Source organism: Bacillus sp. L_1B0_5 (assembly GCF_000836715.1).
Classification (GTDB): Bacteria; Bacillota; Bacilli; order Bacillales; family Bacillaceae_G; genus Bacillus_A; species Bacillus_A thuringiensis_S.
Window position 1 is genome coordinate 114,795 of the sequence record NZ_JXIS01000014.1, and the last position, 21,868, is coordinate 136,662.

Below are 21,868 nucleotides of genomic sequence, written 5' to 3' on the forward strand. Positions count from 1 at the left end.
AGGATTCAATTAGATGTAGAATGAATCACCTGCAGACATGAGTTCCCAGAAAATAACCCCCAGTAGTCCCGCAATAAAAATAATAAATCCTATGTTGCGTATACTTTTAATTTTTGCTTGTAATCCACTTACTCCTGCCGATAATCCAGTTAAAGAAAACAATATCCAATATAAAGTAGTTGAAATAGGGAGGATTGTCTCGCTATTCACCCCCATGCTCCAAAAAACAAAAGGTAGCGTTACAAAGGAAAAGCTAAGTACCCCCATTAAACCAATAAATAATTTCCGATGTTTAATACTAGTAATAATTAAAAAAATACCACCGAAAAATCCGCATAAAACAAGAAGGGGCATATAAACAATCCAAAGGAAGCTAAACATATATAATCTCCTTTTATGTAATAAGCTATATTTTACTACGTAAGGTTTATTTTGGATATTATTAATGGATATATATAAATTGAAGGAAATGGGTAATAACGATATGGATTATCAAAAACGCTAACCGCAGAAGAGTTTGAAGTTATGAGAAAAGAGTAAAAAGAGGTATCGCGATGATACCTCTTTTCAACTCAAGAATGCCAACATGTTATTCATAATATGAAATAACATAGCTGGAATAATGGACTTTGTTTTTTTACATAAAATGGCCATTAATAATCCCATAAAGAAAGTAATTACCATTACCCCAAGTGAGTATGTATGAGCGATACCGAAGAAGAAACTTGTTACGATGGCTGCAATCCAAAATGGAAAGCGTTCTGAGAAGAAGCGAAGTATAAAACCACGGAAAATAAGTTCTTCAAAAATGGGTGTGAGTATTGCAAAGCTGAGAAGTAATAATATTTGATATTGCTTAAAGACGTCTAAGCTTAGTGCGGAAGATTGCTGCTTTGTTGCGTCTTGGAACACATAATTTAACAAGATGTAATTGAGTATGATGTTGATAACGAAGAAAAGAAGTAAGTATACGTATGTGCGCCATTCTTTCAGTGTTTTAAAGTTAAAAGATTTTAGTAGTAATTTTTTTGCGGGTTCGAATTTAAAAATGAAGAATAACAATACAGCTAGTTGTAATACGGTACTTGCAGTATTTGCAATAGATTCATATAGGGCAACTTGTTTTTTATCTGTAAGACCTGCTGTATAAATTGTTAATGGCATTGCGAGGAACACAGTAATAAGTCCGGTTCCGAAAAAAGCGAATAAAACGGAGCTAATAAATTGTCCCCATGACATAGAGTATTTCTGTTCATTAGAAAGCTGTGTAGCGGGTTGCATTTGTAAAATCACCTCTTTTATATTTATATATTTAATTATAAAGTAATTTGTTTTTGAATGTAACATTTAAATATTACATATAAAGTGAAACTTTAATCATTGGGGAGGTTCATCCCCCACTGATTATCAGCCCTCACCAATCGGGCTTTTACGGGCAGTTGATTCCCCACCTAACTTCCTCGTCTTTGCTGAATTTCGAGGTGGGGGTCTTACTGCCCGTTAATGCGGGATAAAGGTTTATTTTCCATAAAATAATAAAAGAGGTATCACCCTGTAGTGATGCCTCTTTCTCATTGATAACTATGTTCTGCCTTGTTATTCAATTTGGCTTGCTCTATTTGCAATTCACGCTCTACCAATCGATCTAATTGCTGAATAGCTTTAAGTGCTTTTTCATAAGAAATCGTTCTATAATGATGAGCTCCGCCTGGTTCTTCATCTGCTTCGTCTGCCCATTTAATAATGTTTTGAAGAGATGTTCTTTCAATTTCTTGTTCCACTAAGAAAGAATCTGTATGCAGAAGAATCGCGATAGAAATTTCTTTTGCTAGTTTCGGATGTTCTCCTAATCTAATAAGCAATTTATGAGCTCTTTCTGCTCCTTTAATCGCATGGATATCATTCTTTTTATACAAGTCATAGTCCCATTCTCCCTCACTGTACCATGTGTGATGTCCGATATCATGAAGGAAACCAGCTTTTGTTGCAGCATCGACTGAGGCATGATGCTTTTTCGCTAAGTGAAACGCATGGTAAGCGACAGCAATCGCGTGGACCATTCCAGAACGGTTCACATATTTTTGGGTAATGTGGTGTTTAAAAACTTGTTCAAGCGTAATACGTTGCATAAAACATTCACTCCTTTTTATCTAATGGTGTCTATAAGAAAATCGATCGGTTTAAATGTATTTTGAACATTGTACTCCATCATAGTTCGTTAGTAAAGTAGAAATGTTTAGGAGAAGAAAAATTTTTCCGTAAAAAAAATCACCTTTGCTTATGCGAAGGTGATTTTCAAATTGCTTATTTTTTTAATCCTTGCTCTAGTGTTTCTAACATTTCGTGCTTTTCATTTTCATCAGCGTTTTTCCAAATAACTTCAAATAAAACGCCAAGACCTGGAAGCATTTTTTCTTCACCGCTTTGAATTGCATCGACAATCGTTTCTTGTAATTGATCTTGTGAATTACCAGATACATTCGCTAATACGGCACCGCGTAAATTAAAACTCATTGCTTTCACCTCTTCTTCAGAATTGAAACTGACGTTAGTTTTTGTTCTTTTTTATGTAAATATGTATGAAAAATAGGCTATAATGATAAGACAAGAAGAGAGGGAAATACATATTATGAAAAACATTGATTCAGTACAAAATCCGCGTGTAAAGCAGTGGAAAAAGCTGCAAACGAAAAAAGAACGCGATAAAAAAGGTTTATTTTTTGTAGAAGGATTCCACTTAGTAGAGGAAGCTCTGAAGGCAGGAATTGTAACAGAACTTATCGTTTCAGATCAGACAGACCTTCCGAAAGATTGGACAGTTAATGATGTGGAAATGTATATCGTGCCTGAGGCGATTGTAAAAGTACTTCGTGAAACAGAAACGACACAAGGTGTATTTGCTGTTTGTGAGAAGCATGAGAAAGAAGTAGCTCTTACTGATGGGAAATTCCTTTTATTAGATGGCCTGCAAGACCCAGGTAATTTAGGAACAATTATTCGTACAGCTGATGCAGCTGGTATTCACGCCGTTGTGCTTGGAGAAGGTTGTGTTGATGTTTACAATAGTAAAGTACTCCGCTCTACACAAGGTTCTATTTTCCACTTACCAATTGTAAAAGGGAACTTAGAAGAATGGGTAGACAAGTTAAAAGAAAATAACGTTCCTGTATATGGAACAGCTCTTGAAAATGGAGTTCCGTATGGTGAAGTAACACCGGCCGGTAGTTTTGCATTAATTGTAGGAAATGAAGGAAGCGGCGTAAGCCAAGAAATTCTTGCAAAAACGGATCAAAACTTGTATATTCCGATTTACGGTGGGGCAGAATCATTAAATGTTGCGGTTGCAGCAGGGATTTTAACGTATTATTTGCAAAGCCCAGTTGCGAACAAATAAAAAACTTCTTATAATAAGTTGAAGTATATTATATTAAAAGTTAAATAACGAAAAACGTTGATAGAGAAGAGTAACTTACAAAATCGCCATATAGGGAGAGAATGCCTTAGACTGAAAGCATTCTTATGGTAGACGGAAGTGAATTCACCTCTGGAGTTGACGCCAGGACCATATATATGTAAAGGCGTTCCGGTCAGAATTGATCGTTATAACTAATGAGTGGGCAGACTTGTTCTGTCAATTTAGGGTGGTACCGCGAATTTACCTCGTCCCTTTTTGGGAGCGAGGTTTTTTTATTTTTAAAATTAGGAGGGTTCCAAAATGGAAGCACGTTTAAAAGAGCTAAAGCAAAAAGCGTTAGAGCTTATTGAAGAAGCGAAAGAGCTAAAGGGCTTAAACGACGTACGCGTAGCGTATTTAGGAAAAAAAGGTCCAATTACAGAAGTATTACGCGGCATGGGAAAATTATCAGCAGAAGAGCGTCCGCGTATGGGAGCATTAGTAAATGAAGTACGTGAAGCAATTCAAACGCGTCTAGAAGACAAAATTGGTAACTTAGAAAAAGCAGTAATTGAAGCGAAATTAGCTACGGAAACAATTGATGTTACACTACCAGGTCGTCCTGTTGAAACAGGTTGTCACCATCCGTTAACAGCTGTTGTTGAACAAATTGAAGATGTATTCATCGGTATGGGTTATGAAGTAGCTGAAGGAACAGAAGTAGAAAAAGACTACTACAACTTCGAAGCACTAAACTTACCGAAAGATCACCCAGCACGTGACATGCAAGATACATTCTACATTACAGAAGAAACGTTACTACGTACACATACATCTTCTGTGCAAGCACGTACGATGGAAAATAATAAAGAAAAAGGCCCAATCAAAATTATCTGTCCTGGTAAAGTGTATCGCCGCGATGATGATGATGCGACGCATTCACATCAGTTCATGCAAATTGAAGGTCTTGTAATTGATAAAAACATTCGTATGAGTGACTTAAAAGGTACACTGCAAGTATTCGTGAAAAAGATGTTCGGTGAAGATCGTGAAATCCGTCTTCGTCCAAGTTTCTTCCCATTCACAGAGCCATCTGTAGAGATGGATATTTCTTGTATGATGTGTCACGGTAAAGGTTGCGGCACTTGTAAAGGAACTGGCTGGATTGAAATTTTAGGCGCAGGTATGGTTCACCCGAACGTACTTGAAATGGCTGGTTATGATTCAAAAGAATATCAAGGTTTCGCATTCGGTATGGGCGCAGAGCGTATCGCAATGTTGAAATACGGCGTAGATGACATTCGTCATTTCTATACAAATGATGTACGTTTCTTACAACAATTCAAACGAGCGTAAGGGAAGGAGAGGATAAATATGTTCGTATCATATCGTTGGTTACAAGAGTATGTAGATATTAAAGATGTAACAGCACAAGAACTAGCAGACAAAATCACGAAAAGTGGTATTGAAGTAGAAGGCGTTGAAGTATTAAATAAAGGTGTAAAAGGTGTTGTAGTTGGTCACGTATTAGAATGTGAAAAACACCCAGAAGCTGATAAATTAAGCAAATGCTTAATCGATATCGGTGAAGAAGAACCAGTTCAAATTATTTGTGGAGCTGCTAATATTGCAAAAGGTTTAAAAGTACCAGTTGCAAAAGTTGGTGCTGTACTTCCTGGTAACTTCAAAATTAAAAAAGCAAAACTACGTGGTGAAGCTTCTCACGGTATGGTTTGTGCTCTTCAAGAGCTTGGCATTGATGGAAAGTTAGTTTCAAAAGACTATGCAGATGGTATCTTCATCTTCCCAAGTGACGCTGAAGTTGGTGTGGATGCACTTGAAATTTTAAACTTACACGATGAAGTACTTGAGCTTGGTTTAACACCAAACCGTGCAGATTGCTTAAACATGTTAGGTGTTGCATATGAAGTGGCTGCTATTTACGGCCGCGAAGTAAAACTTCCAGCTATCGAATTACAAGAAACAGCAGAAAAAACTTCTGATTATATTTCTGTAAGTGTAGAAGCGAAAGAAGAAAACCCATTATACATTGCAAAAATGGTTAAAAACGTAAAGATTGGTCCATCACCAATGTGGATGCAAACTCGTCTTATGGCAGCTGGCATTCGTCCAATTAGCAACGTAGTTGATATTACAAACTACATTTTAATGGAATACGGTCAACCGTTACATGCATTCGATTACGATAAATTAGGTTCAAAAGAAATCGTTGTTCGTCTTGCAAAAGAAGGCGAAAAAATTGAAACGTTAGATGATCAAGAGCGTACATTACAAAGCCACCACCTTGTAATTACAAACGGAACAAAAGCTTTAGCTGTTGCTGGTGTAATGGGCGGAGCGGATTCTGAAGTTACAAATGAGACAGTAAACGTTCTAATTGAGTCTGCATACTTTGCAGGTCAAACAGTGCGTCGCACATCAAAAGACTTAGGTCTTCGTAGTGAATCAAGTGCACGTTTCGAAAAAGGAATCGACCCAACACGTACATTTGAAGCAATTCAACACGCAGCTGCTTTAATGGCGAAATACGCTGGCGGAGAAGCACTTGAAGGTGTAGTAGAAGCTGACAACTTACAAGTACAAGAGCGTACAGTATCTGTTACTGCTGAAAAAGTAAACCGTGTATTAGGTACAAACATTTCTGCGAGTGAAATGGGTACAATGTTCACAAACTTGAAATTCCCATTCACAGAAGTAGAAGGAACATTCCATGTAAATGTACCAGCACGTCGTCCTGATATTACAATTTCAGAAGACTTAGTAGAAGAAGTGGGCCGTCTATACGGTTATGACCACATTCCAGTTACATTACCTTCTGGAACGATGACTCGTGGTAAATTAACATCAGCACAAACGAAACGTCGTAAAGTACGTCGCTTCTTAGAGGGTGCTGGTTTATATGAAGCAATTACGTATTCATTAACAAGCGCTGACAAAGCGAAACAATACATGGTTGAGCCAAACGAAAAAGCACCTGTAAACCTTGCGCTTCCAATGAGCGAAGAGCGTAGCCAACTTCGTTTAAGTTTAGTGCCACAATTGCTAGAAGCAGTTTCATACAATGTTGCTCGTAAAAACGACAGCGTTGCTTTATACGAAGTAGGTTCTATCTTCTTACCAACAGAAGCAGGAGAACTTCCGAAAGAAGAACAACACCTTGCAGGTGTTATGACAGGTCTTGCTCTTCACCATGCATGGCAAGGTGAGAAGAAAGTAGTAGACTTCTTCGTTATGAAAGGTGTACTAGAAGGACTATTCGACGTACTTGGCGTTTCAAACCAAATCACATATGCACCAGCAAAACGTGAAGGTATGCATCCAGGCCGTACAGCTGATATCGTATTAGATGGCGAAGTAATTGGTTTCATCGGTCAATTGCACCCAGAAGCAGAAAAACAATTAGATGTGAAAAATACATTCGTATTTGAACTATCTCTTGTAAAAGTATTCGGTGCAGACGCTGAAGAAACTTACTACTCAGCAATTCCGCGTTTCCCATCTATGACACGTGACATGGCTGTTGTGGTAACAAAAGAAACAAAAGCTGGTGAAATGAAGCAAGTCATTGCTGAAGCTGGCGGAGAACTTCTGAAAGACGTAACACTATTCGACTTATACGAAGGTGAAAAAATGGAAGAAGGCAAGAAATCACTTGCATTCTCTATGACTTACTTCGATGCAGAACGTACGTTAACAGATGAAGAAGTAACAGAAGCGCATAACCGTGTATTAACAACGGTAGAAGAGAAATTTGGTGCGGAGTTACGTAAGTAATTAGAAAATTGCCGGATTCATTCCGGCAATTTTTTTATTGCACAATCGTCGACAGATGTCGGTAAGTCGATATATTACAAAAATCGCTTATATATTTTCTGGCATCTTGCATCTTTCTCTCGAATGTAGTACATTAATTTTAGTTTAACAAAATGAAAGACGATGATAAGGAAAAGTAGTATATACTATAATCCAAAGCGAGTCAGGGGCGGTGAGAGCCTGATGAGGCGGTATATGTGAAGAACACCTTGGAGTTGCTAACCGAAATTGAATCTTGTATTCAAGAGTAGACTTAGACGGGAATCCGGCCTGTTACAAACCGGGAAGTATGTATTACATACGAGTTAAAGTTGGTCTTTATGACAAATTGGGTGGTACCGCGAAGTTTAACCTTTCGTCCCTTTATGGATGAAAGGTTTTTTTGTATTTAAATATATCAGCAAAGGAGAATTTCACTATGGAAAACACATTAGTAAAAAGTCTGTATAGAGATACAGAAAAGTATGCAGGTCAAACAGTACAAGTATCAGGGTGGATTCGTAACTTACGTGATTCAAAAGCATTTGGTTTCATCGAATTAAACGACGGTAGCTTCTTCAAAAGCGTTCAAATCGTTTTCGATACAGAATTAGAGAACTTTAAAGAAATTGCAAAGCTTCCACTTAGCTCTTCAGTGAAAGTAGAAGGTAAAGTAATTGCAACGCCTGGAGCGAAGCAACCATTTGAAATTAAAGCAGAAAAAATTGATATCGAGGGCTTATCAGATTCTGATTACCCACTTCAAAAGAAGCGTCATACGTTTGAATACTTACGTACAATCGCTCACTTACGTCCAAGAACAAATGCATTCTCTGCAACGTTCCGCGTACGTTCTATCGCAGCATTTGCGATTCACCAGTTCTTCCAAGAGCGTGGATTTGTACATGTTCACACACCAATCATCACTGGTAGTGATACAGAAGGTGCTGGCGAAATGTTCCGCGTAACAACACAAGATTTAAACAACGTACCAAAAGGTGAAGACGGACAAGTTGATGAATCAAAAGACTTCTTCGGTAAAGAAACAAACTTAACAGTAAGTGGACAGCTGAACGCTGAAGCGTATGCATTAGCATTCCGTGATGTATATACATTCGGACCTACATTCCGTGCGGAAAACTCAAACACAACTCGCCACGCTGCTGAGTTCTGGATGGTTGAGCCTGAGATTGCATTCGCTGAGTTAGGCGATGTAATGGATCTTACAGAAGATATGCTGAAATATGCAATGAAATATGTATTAGAGCATGCACCAGAAGAAATGGACTTCTTCAACAGCTTCGTTGATAAAACAGTTCTAGAGCGTATGAACAACGTGATTAACTCTGACTTCGGTCGCATCACATATACAGAAGCAATTAAAGTACTTCAAGAATCAGGTGCTGACTTCAAATACCCAGTAGAATGGGGTATTGACTTACAAACAGAGCATGAAAGATACTTATCAGAAGAGATCTTCAAACGCCCTGTATTCGTAACTGACTACCCGAAAGACATTAAAGCGTTCTACATGCGTATGAATGAAGATGGAAAAACAGTAGCTGCTACTGACCTTCTAGTTCCTGGCATCGGCGAATTAATCGGCGGAAGTCAACGTGAAGAAAGAATGGACGTTTTAGTAGACAGAATTAAAGAATTAGGTATGAACGAAGAGGACTACTGGTGGTACTTAGAACTTAGAAAATACGGCGGTACAAAACACGCTGGATTCGGTCTAGGTTTCGAGCGCTTCCTAATGTACATCACTGGTATGGCTAACATCCGTGACGTAATTCCATTCCCAAGAACTCCAGGTTCTTCTGAGTTTTAAGATATGAAAAAGCGAGAGGGTTTCCTCTCGCTTTTTATTTTGCATAGTTTATTATCTCGTAGCAAAAAGTAACGCGAAGGGGTGAATATAAATGAGTAAAAAAGTGAAAAAAGATCATTCAAGGTCAAGCCTTGGTTCTCCAGAAGTAGAAGGACAAGGAACGACGACACATGAAACAGGTTCACATAAAGTACCTTCATCAAATAAGAAGCAGAAACGAAGCTAACATAAAAAAGGAGAGTCTTGGCGACTCTCCTTTTTTCATGTATTACATCTTCTTATCGTTAATTTCTTTTGTAATTTTATCTACATCTTTGTCTAATCGATCTAAATAGAAAAACCATAGTAAACTCATGAACACGTAATAGATGGCCATAACGCCAAGGCTATCAGATATGTTTTCGAATGTGGATTTAGTAGTGAAGAAAGCTCCCCAAATGGTAGAAATAGTGAGGTAAGAAAGAGGACCTACGATGTGTACGAAAGCATAAAGTACCTTTTTTACTTTTACAGCGTTCATATGAAAAACCTCCTATTTCTAATCATACATTCAAGTTCCTCACAGAAGTGTTGTAGTTTTGCTGGATTATGTATTAACAAGCGGGCATCGTGTTTCCCGATAAACCTGCGGATCCGAAAGTTTAATAAAAAAGATCGACCATAACGCTCTATTAAATCGTTGAACTCTCGTTGTTCACTTAGTAGCTGAATGTTTTCCCTAATTTCGAACTGTCTTTCATGTGGATCACCTAGTAAAATATTTAGAATCATTTGTAGAAGTAGCAATGGGAATCTCCTCCTATGTTAGAATAATCTGTATATTGTAATTGTAACAAAACTATAAGGACAATAGTAGGGTGAAACAAAAAACAGGAGTTTGTAGGCTCCTGTTTTTGTCGATACTATTTTAATAAGCGAAACGCCTTCTCCGTATTAGCGAAATGCAGTTTCACAAACTCGGTTAATCGTTCTTTACCAAGCTTTTGAATTAATTTAGCTGCAGCAATATCAACTTGTTTACCAGCACCTTTTGGAAGTGGCATACCAGCTTTTTTACTTAGTTCGTCAAACTGTTTTACGAATGAGTAGCGAGCTAAAATAGAAGCAGCGGCTACTGCTAAATGGACGCTTTCACCTTTCGTAGCGAAATAAACATTTTCACGCTGTACCTGTTTTTGTTTTGCTAAATATTTATAGTATGTATCAGGTTGTGTGAATTGATCGATTAAGACGCCTTCAGGTTTTGTAGGTGCCATTTTAGCTAATAAGTTTGTAATAGCTTTATTGTGTAGTAAAGCTTTTAACTTACCTTGGTTGTTTCCTTTATCAAATAGCTCGTTATATTTTTCATTATGAAGGACAAGGGAGCTGTAAGGAACAACGTGTAGAAGTTGTTTCGCAATGGCAGTAATTTGATCGTCATTTAAGTTTTTAGAGTCTTTTACACCAAGTTCTTTTAGTAGTGGAATTTGCTTTGCATCTACATATACAGCAACGACTGTCATCGGTCCAAAGAAATCTCCCGTACCAACTTCATCAGACCCTACAATAGACATTGTACTGATGGAAGCAGGCGGTGCATAACGGTGGGAATCAACAGATTTTTTTACAGCTGTTTTGGGTGTTTGAGAGACAGTTTGCCAACGAGAAGCTTCTGCTTCAGCGCGGCCTCCTTGGAACATTACTTTTCCAGATTTATACGCTGTGATTGTGCAAGATGGCACTTTTGCCATGAAGATTCCGCCTTGCGGAGTTTTCGGGCTAAGCGAATGTTTATATTGTTGTTTCATGTCTTCAATTACTGTAGAATTTGTTTGAATTACGATAGAATTTGACATAATGGTCACCCCTTTTTTTATATTGTTATTTTTATCATATCGGATTGTTCTTTCTGTTTCCATATTATGAAGGTTCATGGTATGATAAACTTTAGGATTCTGTACGTGATTGGAGGCCGGTGAGTTGTCACAACAAAAGGGAAAGAAAAGTCGAATTAATGTAGAAATCTATGGTCAGCAATATTCAGTTGTTGGCGATGAAAGTACAAGTCATATCCGCATGGTAGCAGCGATTGTGGATGATAAAATGCGCGAACTCAATGCCAAGAATCCTTCGCTTGACACGAGTAGACTAGCGGTATTGACGGCGGTAAACGTCATACACGATTACATAAAATTAAAAGAAGAACATGAGAAATTGAAAGAAAGTATGACAAAAAAAGGAATGGAATAACATGATTGATATTATTATCATTTTACTGCTTGTTATGGGATTTTTCCTCGGCTTACGCAGAGGGTTTATTCTGCAACTTGTAAAGTTAACAAGCTTTATTATCGCATACCTTGTTGCATACTGGTACTGTAAAGATTTAGCGCCAGCACTTGCGAAATTTATTCCGTATCCATTTGATAAAAACGTATCTGTTCCAGAATGGATTGATGCAAATAATATTGAGACAGTATTTTATCAAGCGCTTGCGTTTATCATATTGTTTATTATCACTAAAATTGCACTTTCATTACTTGGTAATTTGTTAAATATGTTTGCAGAAATACCGGTTTTAAAGCAAGTAAATGCGTTTGCGGGGGCAATCCTCGGATTTTTAGAAGTATATATTATTTTGTTTGTCTTAATTATCATTGGAAATATTCTTCCGATTGAACAAGTACAAACACCATTACAAAAATCATCAATTAGCAAAATAATTGTAGACGATACACCGATTCTATCTGAAAAGGTGAAGGAACTATGGCAGACAGGTAGCAGAGTATAACTTCTCTTTTTTCGGAAAGAGAAGTTTTTTTCTATGAAAGAAAGGCGGGGCAATGATGAAAGTAAATAAAAAACAAGTTATCAAATTATTAGAGACAATCGGGCTTTTTATGGAACTAAAGGGTGCGAATCCATTTAAAATATCTGCATTTCGTAAAGCGGCAGCAGCATTAGAAAGTGACGATCGTAGTCTTTCTGAAATTGAAGATTTCACAAAGATTCCAGGAATCGGAAAAGGAACAGCAGCCGTTATTCAAGAATATATAGAATCGGGAACATCTGAAGTATTGCAAGAACTTGAGAAAGAAGTACCAAGTAGCTTATTGCCGTTATTAAAACTACCAGGACTTGGTGGTAAAAAGGTGGCTAAGTTATATAAAGAACTTGGTGTTGTTGATATGGAATCGCTAAAAGCTGTTTGTGAGGAAAATAAAGTACAGGCTTTAGCAGGTTTCGGTAAGAAGACAGAAGAGAAAATATTAGAAGCAATCGATCAAGTAGGCTCTCGTCCAGAGCGTTTACCAATTGCGATGGTATTGCCTATTGCCGGGGAAATAGAGGAGAAATTGTCGAATATTGCTGAAGTAATTCGTTTCTCTCGCGCTGGTAGCTTACGCCGTGTTCGTGAGACAGTGAAAGATTTAGATTTTATCATTGCAACGACAGAACCAGCAGCGGTACGTGAGCATTTACTACAATTCGATAACATGATTGAAGTAATCGCGAGTGGAGATACGAAAGTTTCTGTCCGTCTTCAATATGAATATGATATTTCAATTGATTTTCGTTTAGTAAAACCAGAAGAGTTTATTACAACTCTTCACCATTTCACAGGATCAAAGGACCATAACGTAAAAATGCGTCAAATCGCAAAAGATAAAGGCGAGAAAATTAGTGAGTACGGTGTAGAGAACTTGGAAACAGGTGAAGTGAAAACATTTGAGACTGAAGAAGACTTCTTCGCTCATTTCGGTCTGCCATTTATTCCGCCAGAAGTGCGTGAAGATGGAAAAGAAATTGAATTAATTAAAGAGTATCCAAACTTAATTCAGTTTTCCGATATACAAGGTGATTTACATATGCATACAACTTGGAGTGACGGTGCTTTTTCTATTGAAGAAATGGTACAAGCGTGCCGTGCTCGTGGATACAAGTTTATGGCGATTACTGATCACTCGCAATACTTGAAAGTAGCGAATGGTTTAACGAAAGAGCGTCTTCGTGAGCAAGCGAAAGAAATTGAACGTATGAATGAAAAGTATCCAGACATTACAATTTTACGCGGAATTGAAATGGACATTTTACCAGATGCCTCGCTTGATTTTGATGATGAAGTATTAGAAGAATTAGACTATGTCATTGGAGCGATTCACTCTAGCTTCTCACAAGACCGTGAAACGATTATGAAGCGTCTGCGTACTGCACTTGAGAATAAACATGTCACAATGATTGCCCATCCGACAGGACGTCTTCTCGGGCGCCGTGAGGGTTATGATGTAGATACAGATTTATTAATTGAACTCGCAAAAGAGACAAATACAGTTTTAGAATTAAATGCGAATCCGAACCGTCTAGATTTAAGCGCGAAATTATTAAAACAAGCACAAGATGCTGGTGTAAAAGTAGCGATTAATACGGATGCTCATACACTTGAAATGTTAGAAGATATGGAAACAGGTGTAGCTGCAGCACGTAAAGGTTGGATTCAAAAAGATAACGTGATTAACACATGGGATATTGAACGTTTATTAGACTATATTAAACGTAATAAGTAACACAAGGGGGACCTGCAACATGTTAGAAAGAACGTTGCGTGTATTAGAATACAATAAAGTAAAAGAACAATTACTTGAACATACAGCCTCTTCACTTGGCCGTGATAAAGTGAAGAATTTAGTGCCGAGCACTGATTTTGAAGAAATTGTAGAAATGCAAGATACAACGGATGAAGCAGCGAAAGTCATTCGTTTAAAAGGTAGTGCACCATTAGGTGGCATTACGGATATTCGCTCAAATGTGAAGCGTGCAAAGATTGGAAGTATGTTAAGCCCGAATGAACTACTTGATATTGCGAATACGATGTATGGTAGTCGTAATATGAAACGTTTCATTGAAGATATGGCTGATAACGGTGTCGAGCTTCCGATTTTAGAAACTCATGTCGCTCAAATTGTATCTTTATATGATTTAGAAAAGAAAATTACAAATTGCATCGGTGATGGCGGTGAAGTAGTCGATAGCGCGAGTGATAAACTGCGTGGTATTCGTACTCAAATTCGTACTGCGGAAAGCCGTATTCGTGAAAAGTTAGAAAATATGACGCGTTCTTCAAACGCACAAAAGATGCTGTCTGACTCGATTGTAACGATTCGTAACGAACGTTACGTAATCCCAGTAAAGCAAGAATACCGCGGCGTATATGGCGGTATTGTTCACGATCAATCTGCTTCTGGACAAACGTTATTTATTGAACCACAAGTAATTGTAGAATTAAATAATGCACTACAAGAAGCACGTGTGAAAGAAAAACAAGAAATTGAACGCATCTTATTAATGTTAACAGAAGAAGTGGCAGTAGAAGCCGATATCGTTTTATCAAACGTAGAAGTAGTTGCAAATCTTGATTTCATCTTTGCGAAAGCTTTTTATGCGAAGCGAATTAAAGCAACGAAACCAATCGTAAATAACGAGCGTTATATGGATTTAAGACAAGCTCGTCACCCGCTAATCGATCCAGAAATTATTGTGCCAAATAACATTATGCTAGGTAAAGATTTCACAACAATTGTTATTACAGGACCGAATACAGGTGGTAAAACAGTTACGCTGAAAACGGTTGGTATTTGTGTATTAATGGCGCAATCTGGCCTTCACATTCCAGTAATGGATGAGTCAGAGATTTGTGTATTTAAAAATATCTTTGCTGATATTGGTGATGAGCAGTCGATTGAACAAAGCTTAAGTACGTTCTCCTCACATATGGTGAACATTGTAGATATTTTAGAAAAAGCTGATTTTGAAAGCTTAGTTTTATTTGATGAATTAGGTGCTGGAACAGACCCGCAAGAAGGTGCTGCACTAGCCATTTCGATTTTAGATGAAGTATGTAATCGTGGTGCTCGTGTTGTTGCTACGACGCATTACCCAGAATTAAAAGCGTACGGATATAACCGTGAGCAAGTTATTAATGCGAGTGTTGAGTTCGATGTGAACACATTAAGCCCAACGTATAAATTATTAATCGGTGTACCAGGTCGTAGTAACGCCTTTGAAATTTCGAAGCGCCTTGGATTATCTGATCGCGTTATTGACCAAGCACGTAACCACATTAGTACAGATACAAATAAAATTGAGAATATGATTGCGAAGTTAGAAGAAAGTCAAAAGAATGCAGAGCGTGACTGGAACGAAGCAGAGGCACTTCGCAAACAATCTGAGAAACTTCATCGTGAGTTGCAACGTCAAATTATTGAGTTTAACGATGAGCGTGATGAAAAACTATTAAAAGCGCAAAAAGAAGGGGAAGAAAAAGTCGAAGCTGCGAAGAAAGAAGCAGAAGGTATTATTCAAGAACTTCGTCAATTGCGTAAAGCACAGCTTGTAAATGTGAAAGACCATGAGCTTATTGAAGCGAAGAGCCGTCTAGAAGGAACAGCGCCAGAGCTTGTGAAGAAACAAAAAGTAAACGTGAAAAACACTGCGCCGAAACAACAGTTACGTGCAGGCGATGAAGTAAAAGTATTAACGTTCGGTCAAAAAGGTCAATTACTTGAAAAAGTAAGCGATACAGAGTGGAGCGTACAAATCGGTATTCTGAAGATGAAAGTAAAAGAATCTAATATGGAATACATTAACACACCGAAACAAACAGAGAAAAAAGCAGTCGCAAGTGTGAAGGGTAGAGATTACCACGTTTCATTGGAACTTGATCTTCGCGGTGAACGTTATGAAGATGCAATGATGCGCGTTGAAAAATATTTAGACGATGCCCAGCTTGCAAGTTATCCTCGTGTATCAATCATTCACGGTAAAGGAACAGGAGCGCTTCGCCAAGGTGTACAAGATTACTTGAAGAAGCACCGCGGCGTGAAGAATTACCGTTACGGTGACATGGGCGAGGGAGGCCTAGGCGTAACAGTTGTCGAATTAAAATAGCAAACAACGAAACAAAGGGGAAACCATTATATGTTTATGGACAAACTTGCAAAAGTATTGTTAGCTTGTTGTGGAATATTTTTGGTGATTGGGGTTATTTATTTAGTTGTTTTTGCGAAGTGAAAAAGCGTCAATCGTGGCATAATGATATTGCCATAGATTGACGTTTTTATTATATATGAAAAGGAACAAAACATGAAAATCAACCAATACATAAGCGAAGCAAAATCTTGCTCAAGACGCGAGACAGATCGCCTTATTAAAGCTGGACGCGTGGCTATTAATGGCGAAATATGTACGCACGGTGCACTTGTGAGCGATGGTGATGTTGTAACGATTGATGGGCAAGTTATTGTAAAAGAAGAGAAAGAAAAGGTGTACATAGCCTTTCATAAACCAGTCGGGATTACTTGTACAGCAGCTGATCATATTGAAGATAATATTATTGATTATATCAATTACCCAGAGCGAATCTTTCCAGTTGGACGATTAGATAAAGCATCGGAAGGACTTATCTTATTAACGAATGACGGCGGCATTGCGAATCGAATTTTACATGGTGATCATGAGCACGAGAAGGAATATGTTGTCAGAGTCGATAAACCTTTTACGGACTGGTTTATTGATGAGATGTCCCGCGGTGTAAAGATTAAAGATGGAATGACGAAGCCGTGCAAAGTGACAAGAGTCGATCAATCAACATTTCGTATCGTTTTAACGCAAGGAATGAACAGGCAAATTCGTAGAATGAGTCGTGCTTTCGGATTTACTGTAATAAAGCTAAAGCGAGTGCGCATTATGAATATAGAGCTAAATGAGCTTGGAGTAGGAAAATGGCGGAACATTGCAACTGAGGAATTAGAGATATTAAAAGGGCAGTTATAGGGAGGAAAAATTTTCTCCCTATATTTTTTTGTCAGAAAAAATAAAACTATTGATTTTTTAAAAAATAGCCCATATAATAAAAAACAACAAGTTTCGACAAGATATTTTATAAAAGTAATGATGAGGACATGAGTTGTATTTTACGATTCTCAGAGAGGGGAGCCTTAGGCTGTGAGCTTCCTAATACGAAAAGACAAGCTTACCACCTCTAAACTTCAAGAGTGAACTGCATGCATGATGCATTGTAATTCTTGACGGATAAAACCGTTATCAATTTACACGAGCTATAAAATGAGCTTATTTTGCTATAAATTCATTTTATTAGAATAAGGGTGGAACCACGATTTCAACACTCGTCCCTTTGTTAGGGACGGGTGTTTTTTGCGTTCTTTTACGGGGAAGTATGCTTGAAAGAGGATATGTGACGGATTTAGATTCAGAATATTTTGTCAATTAATTTTTTTAGGAGGTTAGCAGAAATGAAATCATCTTTAAAGTTTTCAGAGATGTTTGCAATAAGTTTAATGTTATTTGCACTGTTTTTTGGTGCAGGTAATATGATTTTTCCACCAGCGTTAGGGCAAGGTGCTGGAACGGACGTATGGATCGCACTGTTTGGTTTTATCGTAACAGGGGTTGGACTACCTTTATTAGGAGTAATTGTTATAGCTTTAAAGGGAGATATTAATGAGCTAGCAGGACGTGTACATCCTATATTCGCACTTGTTTTTATCACTGCAATTTATTTATGTTTAGGCGTATTCGTAAGTGTGCCGCGTACAGGAACAGTAGCTTATGAGATGAGTGTTGCACCGTTTTTACCAAGTGAGATAGCTGGTCAGTCATATCCACTTGTTATCTTTACACTTATTTTCTTTGCAGTCACTTTCTATTTAGCTTTAAATCCTTCGAAATTAGTGGGTCGTATTGGTAAAGTGCTAACTCCAATACTATTAGCTGTTATTGCAATTATCGTAGGTAAAGCACTTATTACACCAATTGGAGAATTTGGTGCACCGACAGAAGCGTATAGTGCTCCTCTCTTTAAAGGATTTATTGACGGATATTTAACTTTAGATGGACTTGCAGCACTGGTATTCGGAAATGTTGTAATTCATGCGTTAAAAGAAAAAGGCATTACAAATAAAAACAGTATTGCAAAAGTAACAATCTTTGCAGGATTTATTGCAGCGCTTGGTTTACTACTTGTGTATTTAGCACTTGCTTATCTTGGAGCTTCTAGTGTGTCACTTGGAATGGGCGCAAACGGAGGAATTATTTTAACAAATGTCGTGAATCATTTATTTGGTAGCTACGGAACTTTATTACTAGGGATCGCAATTACAGCAGCATGTTTAACAACTTCTGTAGGTATTGTTGCAGCTTGTGGTGATTACTTCTCTTCCTTATTACCAAAGCTTTCTTATCAAAAAGTCGTTTTCATTTTCTGTGTATTAGCATTTATGGTAGCAAACCTTGGGTTAACTCAGTTAAATGCATTAGCATTACCAATCTTAATCGCCATTTATCCAATTGGAATCGTACTTATCGTACTATCACTTGTTGAAAACTACGTTCGTCTTCCATTAGCGATGTATGTGGGCGGGATTGTAGGAGCATTTGCAATAAGTTTCTTTGATGGGTTACACAATGCAAACCTTCAAATTGCAGCGCTAGCACCTATTTTAGATAAGATTCCATTATATAGTGTAGGAATTGGTTGGTTAGTTCCAGGCATAATCGGTATAGGATTTGGTTATATAGTTTCTAAGTTTCAAAAGCAGAAAATTGCTGTAGAAAAATAGAGAAAAGAGGCTTTCTATAATAGAAAGTCTCTTTTTTTGTAGAAAAAGCCATATATAGAGAAATTCAGATATTAAAAATTTTATACGTAATATAGTTGACAAAAAATTTATGAGTAGGCTAAGATTGACTTAGTTGTGGAAATATTGGAAGGGAAGTGAGGGAAAAGGGGTTTCTATAACTAAAGTGTTGTTAGGGGGAAGAGGTGAAAGAAGAGGAGAAGAGATAGTTTATTTTTTTTGATTTATATTGAGAATGATAATCAATAAATAAGTTTTGTAATTTTTTCTCAGTGTCTATGCCTTCATATAAGGAATAGGGTGAGATATTATTTTTAACATTCAATGAGAATGATAATCAATAATGCTTATGTTACATAAAATAATGCTAATTAAATAATAGGTAGAAGAGATTATTTTTTTCTTATAAATTGAGAATAATTATCATTTTCAAAAAGTGAAGTGAAAGATAACCAAGGAGGAAACAAGAAAAATGAAAAAGGTTTCTGTATTACCCGCTTTTATTATAACGTTCGTATGTATGCTAGCTTTTCTTGTAATGCCATACGGGAATGCTTCAGCAAAACTAGCTGATGGTACTTACGATATTAATTACGTAATTCAAAAAGCGGAAAATGATTCAGCTTCAATGGCAAATGACTATTTTGAAAAGCCAGCAAAATTAATAGTGAAAAACGGTGAGATGAGAGTACAAGTTCCGATGAATCATAGTGCTTGGATTACAGAATTTAAAGCACCAGAGAACGGGAATTTTGTTGATGCGAAAGTTGTTAGTAAAGATGAATCGGCAGATAAAAGAACAGTAGAGTTTAAAGTAGATGATTTATCCAAACCAGCAGCTGTAAAAATTCATGTTGTTGTACCAAATGCAAACTATGACCACCACTACACAATTCGTTTTGCTTTTGATGCAAATGTAAAAGCTGTAGGTGGCGATAACGGCGTAGCTGCTACAACAAAAAATAATGATCAAGCGAAAACAGATACACAAGTAAAAGAAGAGAAAACAAAAGCAGAGAGTAAGGAAACAGCTAAAGAAGCGAACAAAGAAACAAAAAATGAAAATGGAAAAGCTGAAAAAACAGATAACCCAAAAACAGGCGATGAAGCACGTATTGGATTGTTTGCAGCGTTAATTCTTATTTCAGGTGCTTTCTTAATTCGTAAAGTGAAATTGAGTAAATAAATCTTTTGAAGGGTGATGAATATATGTTTAAACAATTTAAAATGATTATTGCCGTATTTGCTGTTTTATTTACGTTTATCGCAACACTAGGTTTACAAGAGGCAAAGGCTGCTACAAAACTAGCTGATGGAAAATATAATATTGCTTTTACTGTATGGAAAGGCGATAAAGATGAATCGTCTAGAATGAATAGTTATTTTGAAAGCCCAGCAACATTAACAGTTAAAAATGGAAAACAATATGTTTCATTTAAAGTGAAAGATAGTGCTTCTATTAAAAGTTTCCAAGTAGAAAAAGATGGTCAATTTTTAGAAACAACCGTGTTAAGTGAAAACAAAAAAGATAATACTAGAGTTGTAGAATTTGAAGTTGCTGACTTGTCAAAAAAACTAAATGGCAAGGTGAAAATTAATATTCCAATTATTAATTATAATGCTTCGTATGATATTCGCTTTGTATTTGATGGGAACAGTGTTAAATAATTTTCAAAAGGGAGAGTCGTTCCATTGAACAGGTATACAAAAATTATTGTTGCTATGTTTTTAATGATATTTACATTCGTATCAACATTACAACCACTTGTAGTTCAAGCAGCTACCAAGTTGGCTGACGGTGAATATTCAATTGGCTTCAAAGTTTTAAAAGATACATCAGATGAAGAATCGATGATGAATCAATATTCAGTAAGCCCGGGAACTTTAAAAGTGAAGGATGGGAAAAAGAAAGTATCCTTTACATTAACGAATAGTTCATGGATTACGAAGTTTGAAACAGAAAAAGCAGGTAAGCTAGTTGCGACAAATGTAATTAGTGAAGATAAAGAAAAAGATACAAGAGTAGTAGAATTTGATGTAGAAGATGTAGAGAAGGTATTAAACGCAAAAGTAAAAGTAGATATTGATTTTTTAAATTATCATCATGAGTACGACGTTCGTATTGCATTTGATCAAAATAGCATTACACCAATTCATGTAGAAAAACCAAATGAAAAAGAGGACCCAGCTAATAAGCCAGATCCAAATGAAACTACCGATCCAGGTCAGAAGCCCGACCAAAAGCCTGACCCAGATCAACAACCAAATTCTAACACAATTACAGATGGTGCGTACAGCATTCCATTTAAAGTGTCAAAAGATCAAACAGATGAAGAATCTAAGATGAATACTTACATGGTAAATCCAGGAGTATTAAAAGTAGAAAACGGTAAGAAAAAAGCAATTGTAACACTAAAAAGTAGCTCATTAATTAAAAATTTCCAAACGGAAAAAGATGGCGCATTTGTTGATGCAAAAGTAGTGAGTGAGGATAAGGAAAAAGATACAAGAGTAGTAGAGTTTGAAGTAAACGACTTATCTAAAAAACTAAATACAAAAGTATTTATCGAAATGGCATCAAGAAATTATAAGCAAACGCATGATGTACAACTTTTATTTGAACAAGATAAACTTGAACAAATTAAAAATGAAGAGAAACAACCAGAAGTAGAAAAACCGGAAGTAGAAAAACCAGAAGTAGAAAAACCGGAAGTAGAAAAACCGGAAGTAGAAAAACCAGAAGTAGAAAAACCGGAAGCAGAAAAACCAGATGAAAATAAAAAACCAGATGCTGAAACAATTAAAGATGGTGAATACAGCATCAATTTTAAAGCATTAAAAGATCAAACAGACGAAATTTCAATGATGAACACATATACAAAAAGTCCAGGTGTGCTAAAAGTAAAAGATGGTAAGAAGTATGTATCCTTTACGTTAACGAACAGTTCTTGGATTACAAAATTTGAATTTGAGAAAAATGGTTCGTTTGTTGATGCAAATGTAATAAGTGAAGATAAAAAAGCTGATACACGCGTAGTGGAAGTAGAAGTACCAGATTTATCGAAAAAGTTAAATGCAAAAGTAAAAGTAGATATCGATTCAATGAATTATCACCATTTTTACGATATTCAATTTGCATTTGATAAAGGTAGCATTAAGCCGTTAGATAACCAAGGTGGAAACAACAACCAAGGT

General features: G+C 36.8%; 21 protein-coding genes and 3 other annotated features. Of the genes, 14 read left to right on the forward strand and 7 right to left on the reverse strand.

Features of this window, described 5'->3' with window-relative positions; translation table 11 throughout:
* Positions 1-9: 9 nt before the first annotated feature.
* The 4 genes from RT27_RS04780 to sspI all read right to left on the reverse strand — a co-directional run bounded on the left by RT27_RS04780 (position 10) and on the right by sspI (position 2,514).
* Positions 10-381 (reverse strand): hypothetical protein, encoded by a 372-nt coding sequence (locus RT27_RS04780; protein ID WP_016080110.1) that lies wholly within the window; start codon positions 379-381, stop codon positions 10-12.
* Between the two features lie 186 nt (positions 382-567).
* The gene (locus RT27_RS04785) at positions 568-1,281 is read right to left on the reverse strand and encodes a CPBP family intramembrane glutamic endopeptidase (RefSeq protein ID WP_029443387.1); all 714 of its coding nucleotides are present in this window, start codon (positions 1,279-1,281) and stop codon (positions 568-570) included.
* 290 nt (positions 1,282-1,571) lie between these two features.
* Positions 1,572-2,129 (reverse strand): HD domain-containing protein, encoded by a 558-nt coding sequence (locus RT27_RS04790; protein WP_043935411.1) that lies wholly within the window; start codon positions 2,127-2,129, stop codon positions 1,572-1,574.
* Between the two features lie 175 nt (positions 2,130-2,304).
* Entirely contained in the window at positions 2,305-2,514 is a 210-nt protein-coding gene (sspI, locus tag RT27_RS04795; protein WP_000009509.1) for a small acid-soluble spore protein SspI, read from the reverse strand.
* Positions 2,515-2,596: 82 nt separating this feature from the next.
* On the opposite strand from sspI, the gene RT27_RS04800 reads away from it, so the two are divergent.
* The 5 genes from RT27_RS04800 (at position 2,597) to RT27_RS32305 (ending at position 9,264) form a co-directional block, all read left to right on the forward strand.
* Complete coding sequence (locus RT27_RS04800) at positions 2,597-3,394, forward strand: RNA methyltransferase (RefSeq protein ID WP_043935412.1); 798 nt, start codon at positions 2,597-2,599, stop codon at positions 3,392-3,394.
* A gap of 48 nt (positions 3,395-3,442) precedes the next feature.
* Positions 3,443-3,671: a binding site (T-box leader), on the forward strand.
* A 44-nt stretch (positions 3,672-3,715) separates the two neighbouring features.
* A complete protein-coding gene (pheS, locus tag RT27_RS04805; protein ID WP_000388220.1) occupies positions 3,716-4,750 on the forward strand; it encodes a phenylalanine--tRNA ligase subunit alpha in 1,035 nt (344 codons plus the stop codon).
* A gap of 18 nt (positions 4,751-4,768) precedes the next feature.
* A complete protein-coding gene (gene pheT, locus RT27_RS04810) occupies positions 4,769-7,189 on the forward strand; it encodes a phenylalanine--tRNA ligase subunit beta (RefSeq protein WP_043935413.1) in 2,421 nt (806 codons plus the stop codon).
* 153 nt (positions 7,190-7,342) lie between these two features.
* Positions 7,343-7,594 (forward strand) — a binding site (T-box leader).
* A 52-nt stretch (positions 7,595-7,646) separates the two neighbouring features.
* On the forward strand, positions 7,647-9,038 hold the full coding sequence (asnS, locus tag RT27_RS04815) for an asparagine--tRNA ligase (RefSeq protein ID WP_000432189.1): 1,392 nt from the start codon (positions 7,647-7,649) through the stop codon (positions 9,036-9,038).
* 91 nt (positions 9,039-9,129) lie between these two features.
* Positions 9,130-9,264, forward strand: coding sequence for a YuzL family protein (locus RT27_RS32305; RefSeq protein WP_000039592.1), 135 nt, complete (start codon positions 9,130-9,132; stop codon positions 9,262-9,264).
* Between the two features lie 42 nt (positions 9,265-9,306).
* Here the strand turns inward: RT27_RS32305 and RT27_RS04820 are convergent, their stop codons facing one another.
* From RT27_RS04820 to rnhC, 3 genes are all read right to left on the reverse strand, one after another.
* Positions 9,307-9,558 (reverse strand): hypothetical protein, encoded by a 252-nt coding sequence (locus tag RT27_RS04820; protein ID WP_043935415.1) that lies wholly within the window; start codon positions 9,556-9,558, stop codon positions 9,307-9,309.
* On the reverse strand, positions 9,555-9,824 hold the full coding sequence (locus RT27_RS04825; protein ID WP_016080116.1) for a hypothetical protein: 270 nt from the start codon (positions 9,822-9,824) through the stop codon (positions 9,555-9,557). The genes RT27_RS04820 and RT27_RS04825 overlap by 4 nt, the downstream gene beginning before the upstream one ends.
* Before the next feature lie 116 nt (positions 9,825-9,940).
* Entirely contained in the window at positions 9,941-10,876 is a 936-nt protein-coding gene (rnhC, locus tag RT27_RS04830; RefSeq protein ID WP_043935416.1) for a ribonuclease HIII, read from the reverse strand.
* A gap of 124 nt (positions 10,877-11,000) precedes the next feature.
* On the opposite strand from rnhC, the gene zapA reads away from it, so the two are divergent.
* The 9 genes from zapA to RT27_RS04875 all read left to right on the forward strand — a co-directional run.
* Positions 11,001-11,270, forward strand: coding sequence for a cell division protein ZapA (zapA, locus tag RT27_RS04835; RefSeq protein WP_000082701.1), 270 nt, complete (start codon positions 11,001-11,003; stop codon positions 11,268-11,270).
* A 1-nt stretch (position 11,271) separates the two neighbouring features.
* A complete protein-coding gene (locus RT27_RS04840; protein ID WP_000565409.1) occupies positions 11,272-11,811 on the forward strand; it encodes a CvpA family protein in 540 nt (179 codons plus the stop codon).
* Between the two features lie 55 nt (positions 11,812-11,866).
* Positions 11,867-13,585, forward strand: coding sequence for a DNA polymerase/3'-5' exonuclease PolX (gene polX / locus RT27_RS04845; RefSeq protein WP_000867533.1), 1,719 nt, complete (start codon positions 11,867-11,869; stop codon positions 13,583-13,585).
* A gap of 19 nt (positions 13,586-13,604) precedes the next feature.
* Positions 13,605-15,965 carry an endonuclease MutS2 gene (locus RT27_RS04850; protein WP_016080118.1) on the forward strand — a complete coding sequence of 787 codons (2,361 nt, stop codon included), beginning with the start codon at positions 13,605-13,607 and terminating at the stop codon, positions 15,963-15,965.
* Positions 15,966-16,160: 195 nt separating this feature from the next.
* Positions 16,161-16,850, forward strand: a complete 690-nt coding sequence (locus RT27_RS04855) for a 23S rRNA pseudouridine(2604) synthase RluF (protein WP_043935417.1) — start codon at positions 16,161-16,163, stop codon at positions 16,848-16,850.
* A gap of 108 nt (positions 16,851-16,958) precedes the next feature.
* Positions 16,959-17,214 (forward strand) — a binding site (T-box leader).
* A gap of 115 nt (positions 17,215-17,329) precedes the next feature.
* Positions 17,330-18,655 carry a branched-chain amino acid transport system II carrier protein gene (gene brnQ, locus RT27_RS04860; protein WP_043935418.1) on the forward strand — a complete coding sequence of 442 codons (1,326 nt, stop codon included), beginning with the start codon at positions 17,330-17,332 and terminating at the stop codon, positions 18,653-18,655.
* A 490-nt stretch (positions 18,656-19,145) separates the two neighbouring features.
* Complete coding sequence (isdC, locus tag RT27_RS04865; protein ID WP_016080121.1) at positions 19,146-19,859, forward strand: heme uptake protein IsdC; 714 nt, start codon at positions 19,146-19,148, stop codon at positions 19,857-19,859.
* A 23-nt stretch (positions 19,860-19,882) separates the two neighbouring features.
* On the forward strand, positions 19,883-20,341 hold the full coding sequence (locus tag RT27_RS04870; RefSeq protein ID WP_043935420.1) for an NEAT domain-containing protein: 459 nt from the start codon (positions 19,883-19,885) through the stop codon (positions 20,339-20,341).
* A gap of 24 nt (positions 20,342-20,365) precedes the next feature.
* On the forward strand, positions 20,366-21,868 hold a 1,503-nt coding region (locus RT27_RS04875), incomplete at its 3' end, for an NEAT domain-containing protein (RefSeq protein WP_043935421.1).

Excerpts from the sequence above, each read along its gene's own strand:
- RT27_RS04780 (WP_016080110.1), bottom strand. The coding sequence starts at position 381 with ATGTTTAGCTTCCTTTGGATTGTTTATATGCCCCTTCTTGTTTTATGC.
- RT27_RS04785 (WP_029443387.1), bottom strand. The coding sequence starts at position 1,281 with ATGCAACCCGCTACACAGCTTTCTAATGAACAGAAATACTCTATGTCA.
- polX (WP_000867533.1), top strand. The coding sequence starts at position 11,867 with ATGAAAGTAAATAAAAAACAAGTTATCAAATTATTAGAGACAATCGGG.
- RT27_RS04820 (WP_043935415.1), bottom strand. The coding sequence starts at position 9,558 with ATGAACGCTGTAAAAGTAAAAAAGGTACTTTATGCTTTCGTACACATC.
- pheT (WP_043935413.1), top strand. The coding sequence starts at position 4,769 with ATGTTCGTATCATATCGTTGGTTACAAGAGTATGTAGATATTAAAGAT.
- RT27_RS04800 (WP_043935412.1), top strand. The coding sequence starts at position 2,597 with ATGATAAGACAAGAAGAGAGGGAAATACATATTATGAAAAACATTGAT.
- asnS (WP_000432189.1), top strand. The coding sequence starts at position 7,647 with ATGGAAAACACATTAGTAAAAAGTCTGTATAGAGATACAGAAAAGTAT.
- RT27_RS04790 (WP_043935411.1), bottom strand. The coding sequence starts at position 2,129 with ATGCAACGTATTACGCTTGAACAAGTTTTTAAACACCACATTACCCAA.
- sspI (WP_000009509.1), bottom strand. The coding sequence starts at position 2,514 with ATGAGTTTTAATTTACGCGGTGCCGTATTAGCGAATGTATCTGGTAAT.
- RT27_RS04870 (WP_043935420.1), top strand. The coding sequence starts at position 19,883 with ATGTTTAAACAATTTAAAATGATTATTGCCGTATTTGCTGTTTTATTT.
- isdC (WP_016080121.1), top strand. The coding sequence starts at position 19,146 with ATGAAAAAGGTTTCTGTATTACCCGCTTTTATTATAACGTTCGTATGT.
- brnQ (WP_043935418.1), top strand. The coding sequence starts at position 17,330 with ATGAAATCATCTTTAAAGTTTTCAGAGATGTTTGCAATAAGTTTAATG.
- RT27_RS04850 (WP_016080118.1), top strand. The coding sequence starts at position 13,605 with ATGTTAGAAAGAACGTTGCGTGTATTAGAATACAATAAAGTAAAAGAA.
- pheS (WP_000388220.1), top strand. The coding sequence starts at position 3,716 with ATGGAAGCACGTTTAAAAGAGCTAAAGCAAAAAGCGTTAGAGCTTATT.
- RT27_RS04855 (WP_043935417.1), top strand. The coding sequence starts at position 16,161 with ATGAAAATCAACCAATACATAAGCGAAGCAAAATCTTGCTCAAGACGC.
- rnhC (WP_043935416.1), bottom strand. The coding sequence starts at position 10,876 with ATGTCAAATTCTATCGTAATTCAAACAAATTCTACAGTAATTGAAGAC.
- RT27_RS32305 (WP_000039592.1), top strand. The coding sequence starts at position 9,130 with ATGAGTAAAAAAGTGAAAAAAGATCATTCAAGGTCAAGCCTTGGTTCT.
- RT27_RS04840 (WP_000565409.1), top strand. The coding sequence starts at position 11,272 with ATGATTGATATTATTATCATTTTACTGCTTGTTATGGGATTTTTCCTC.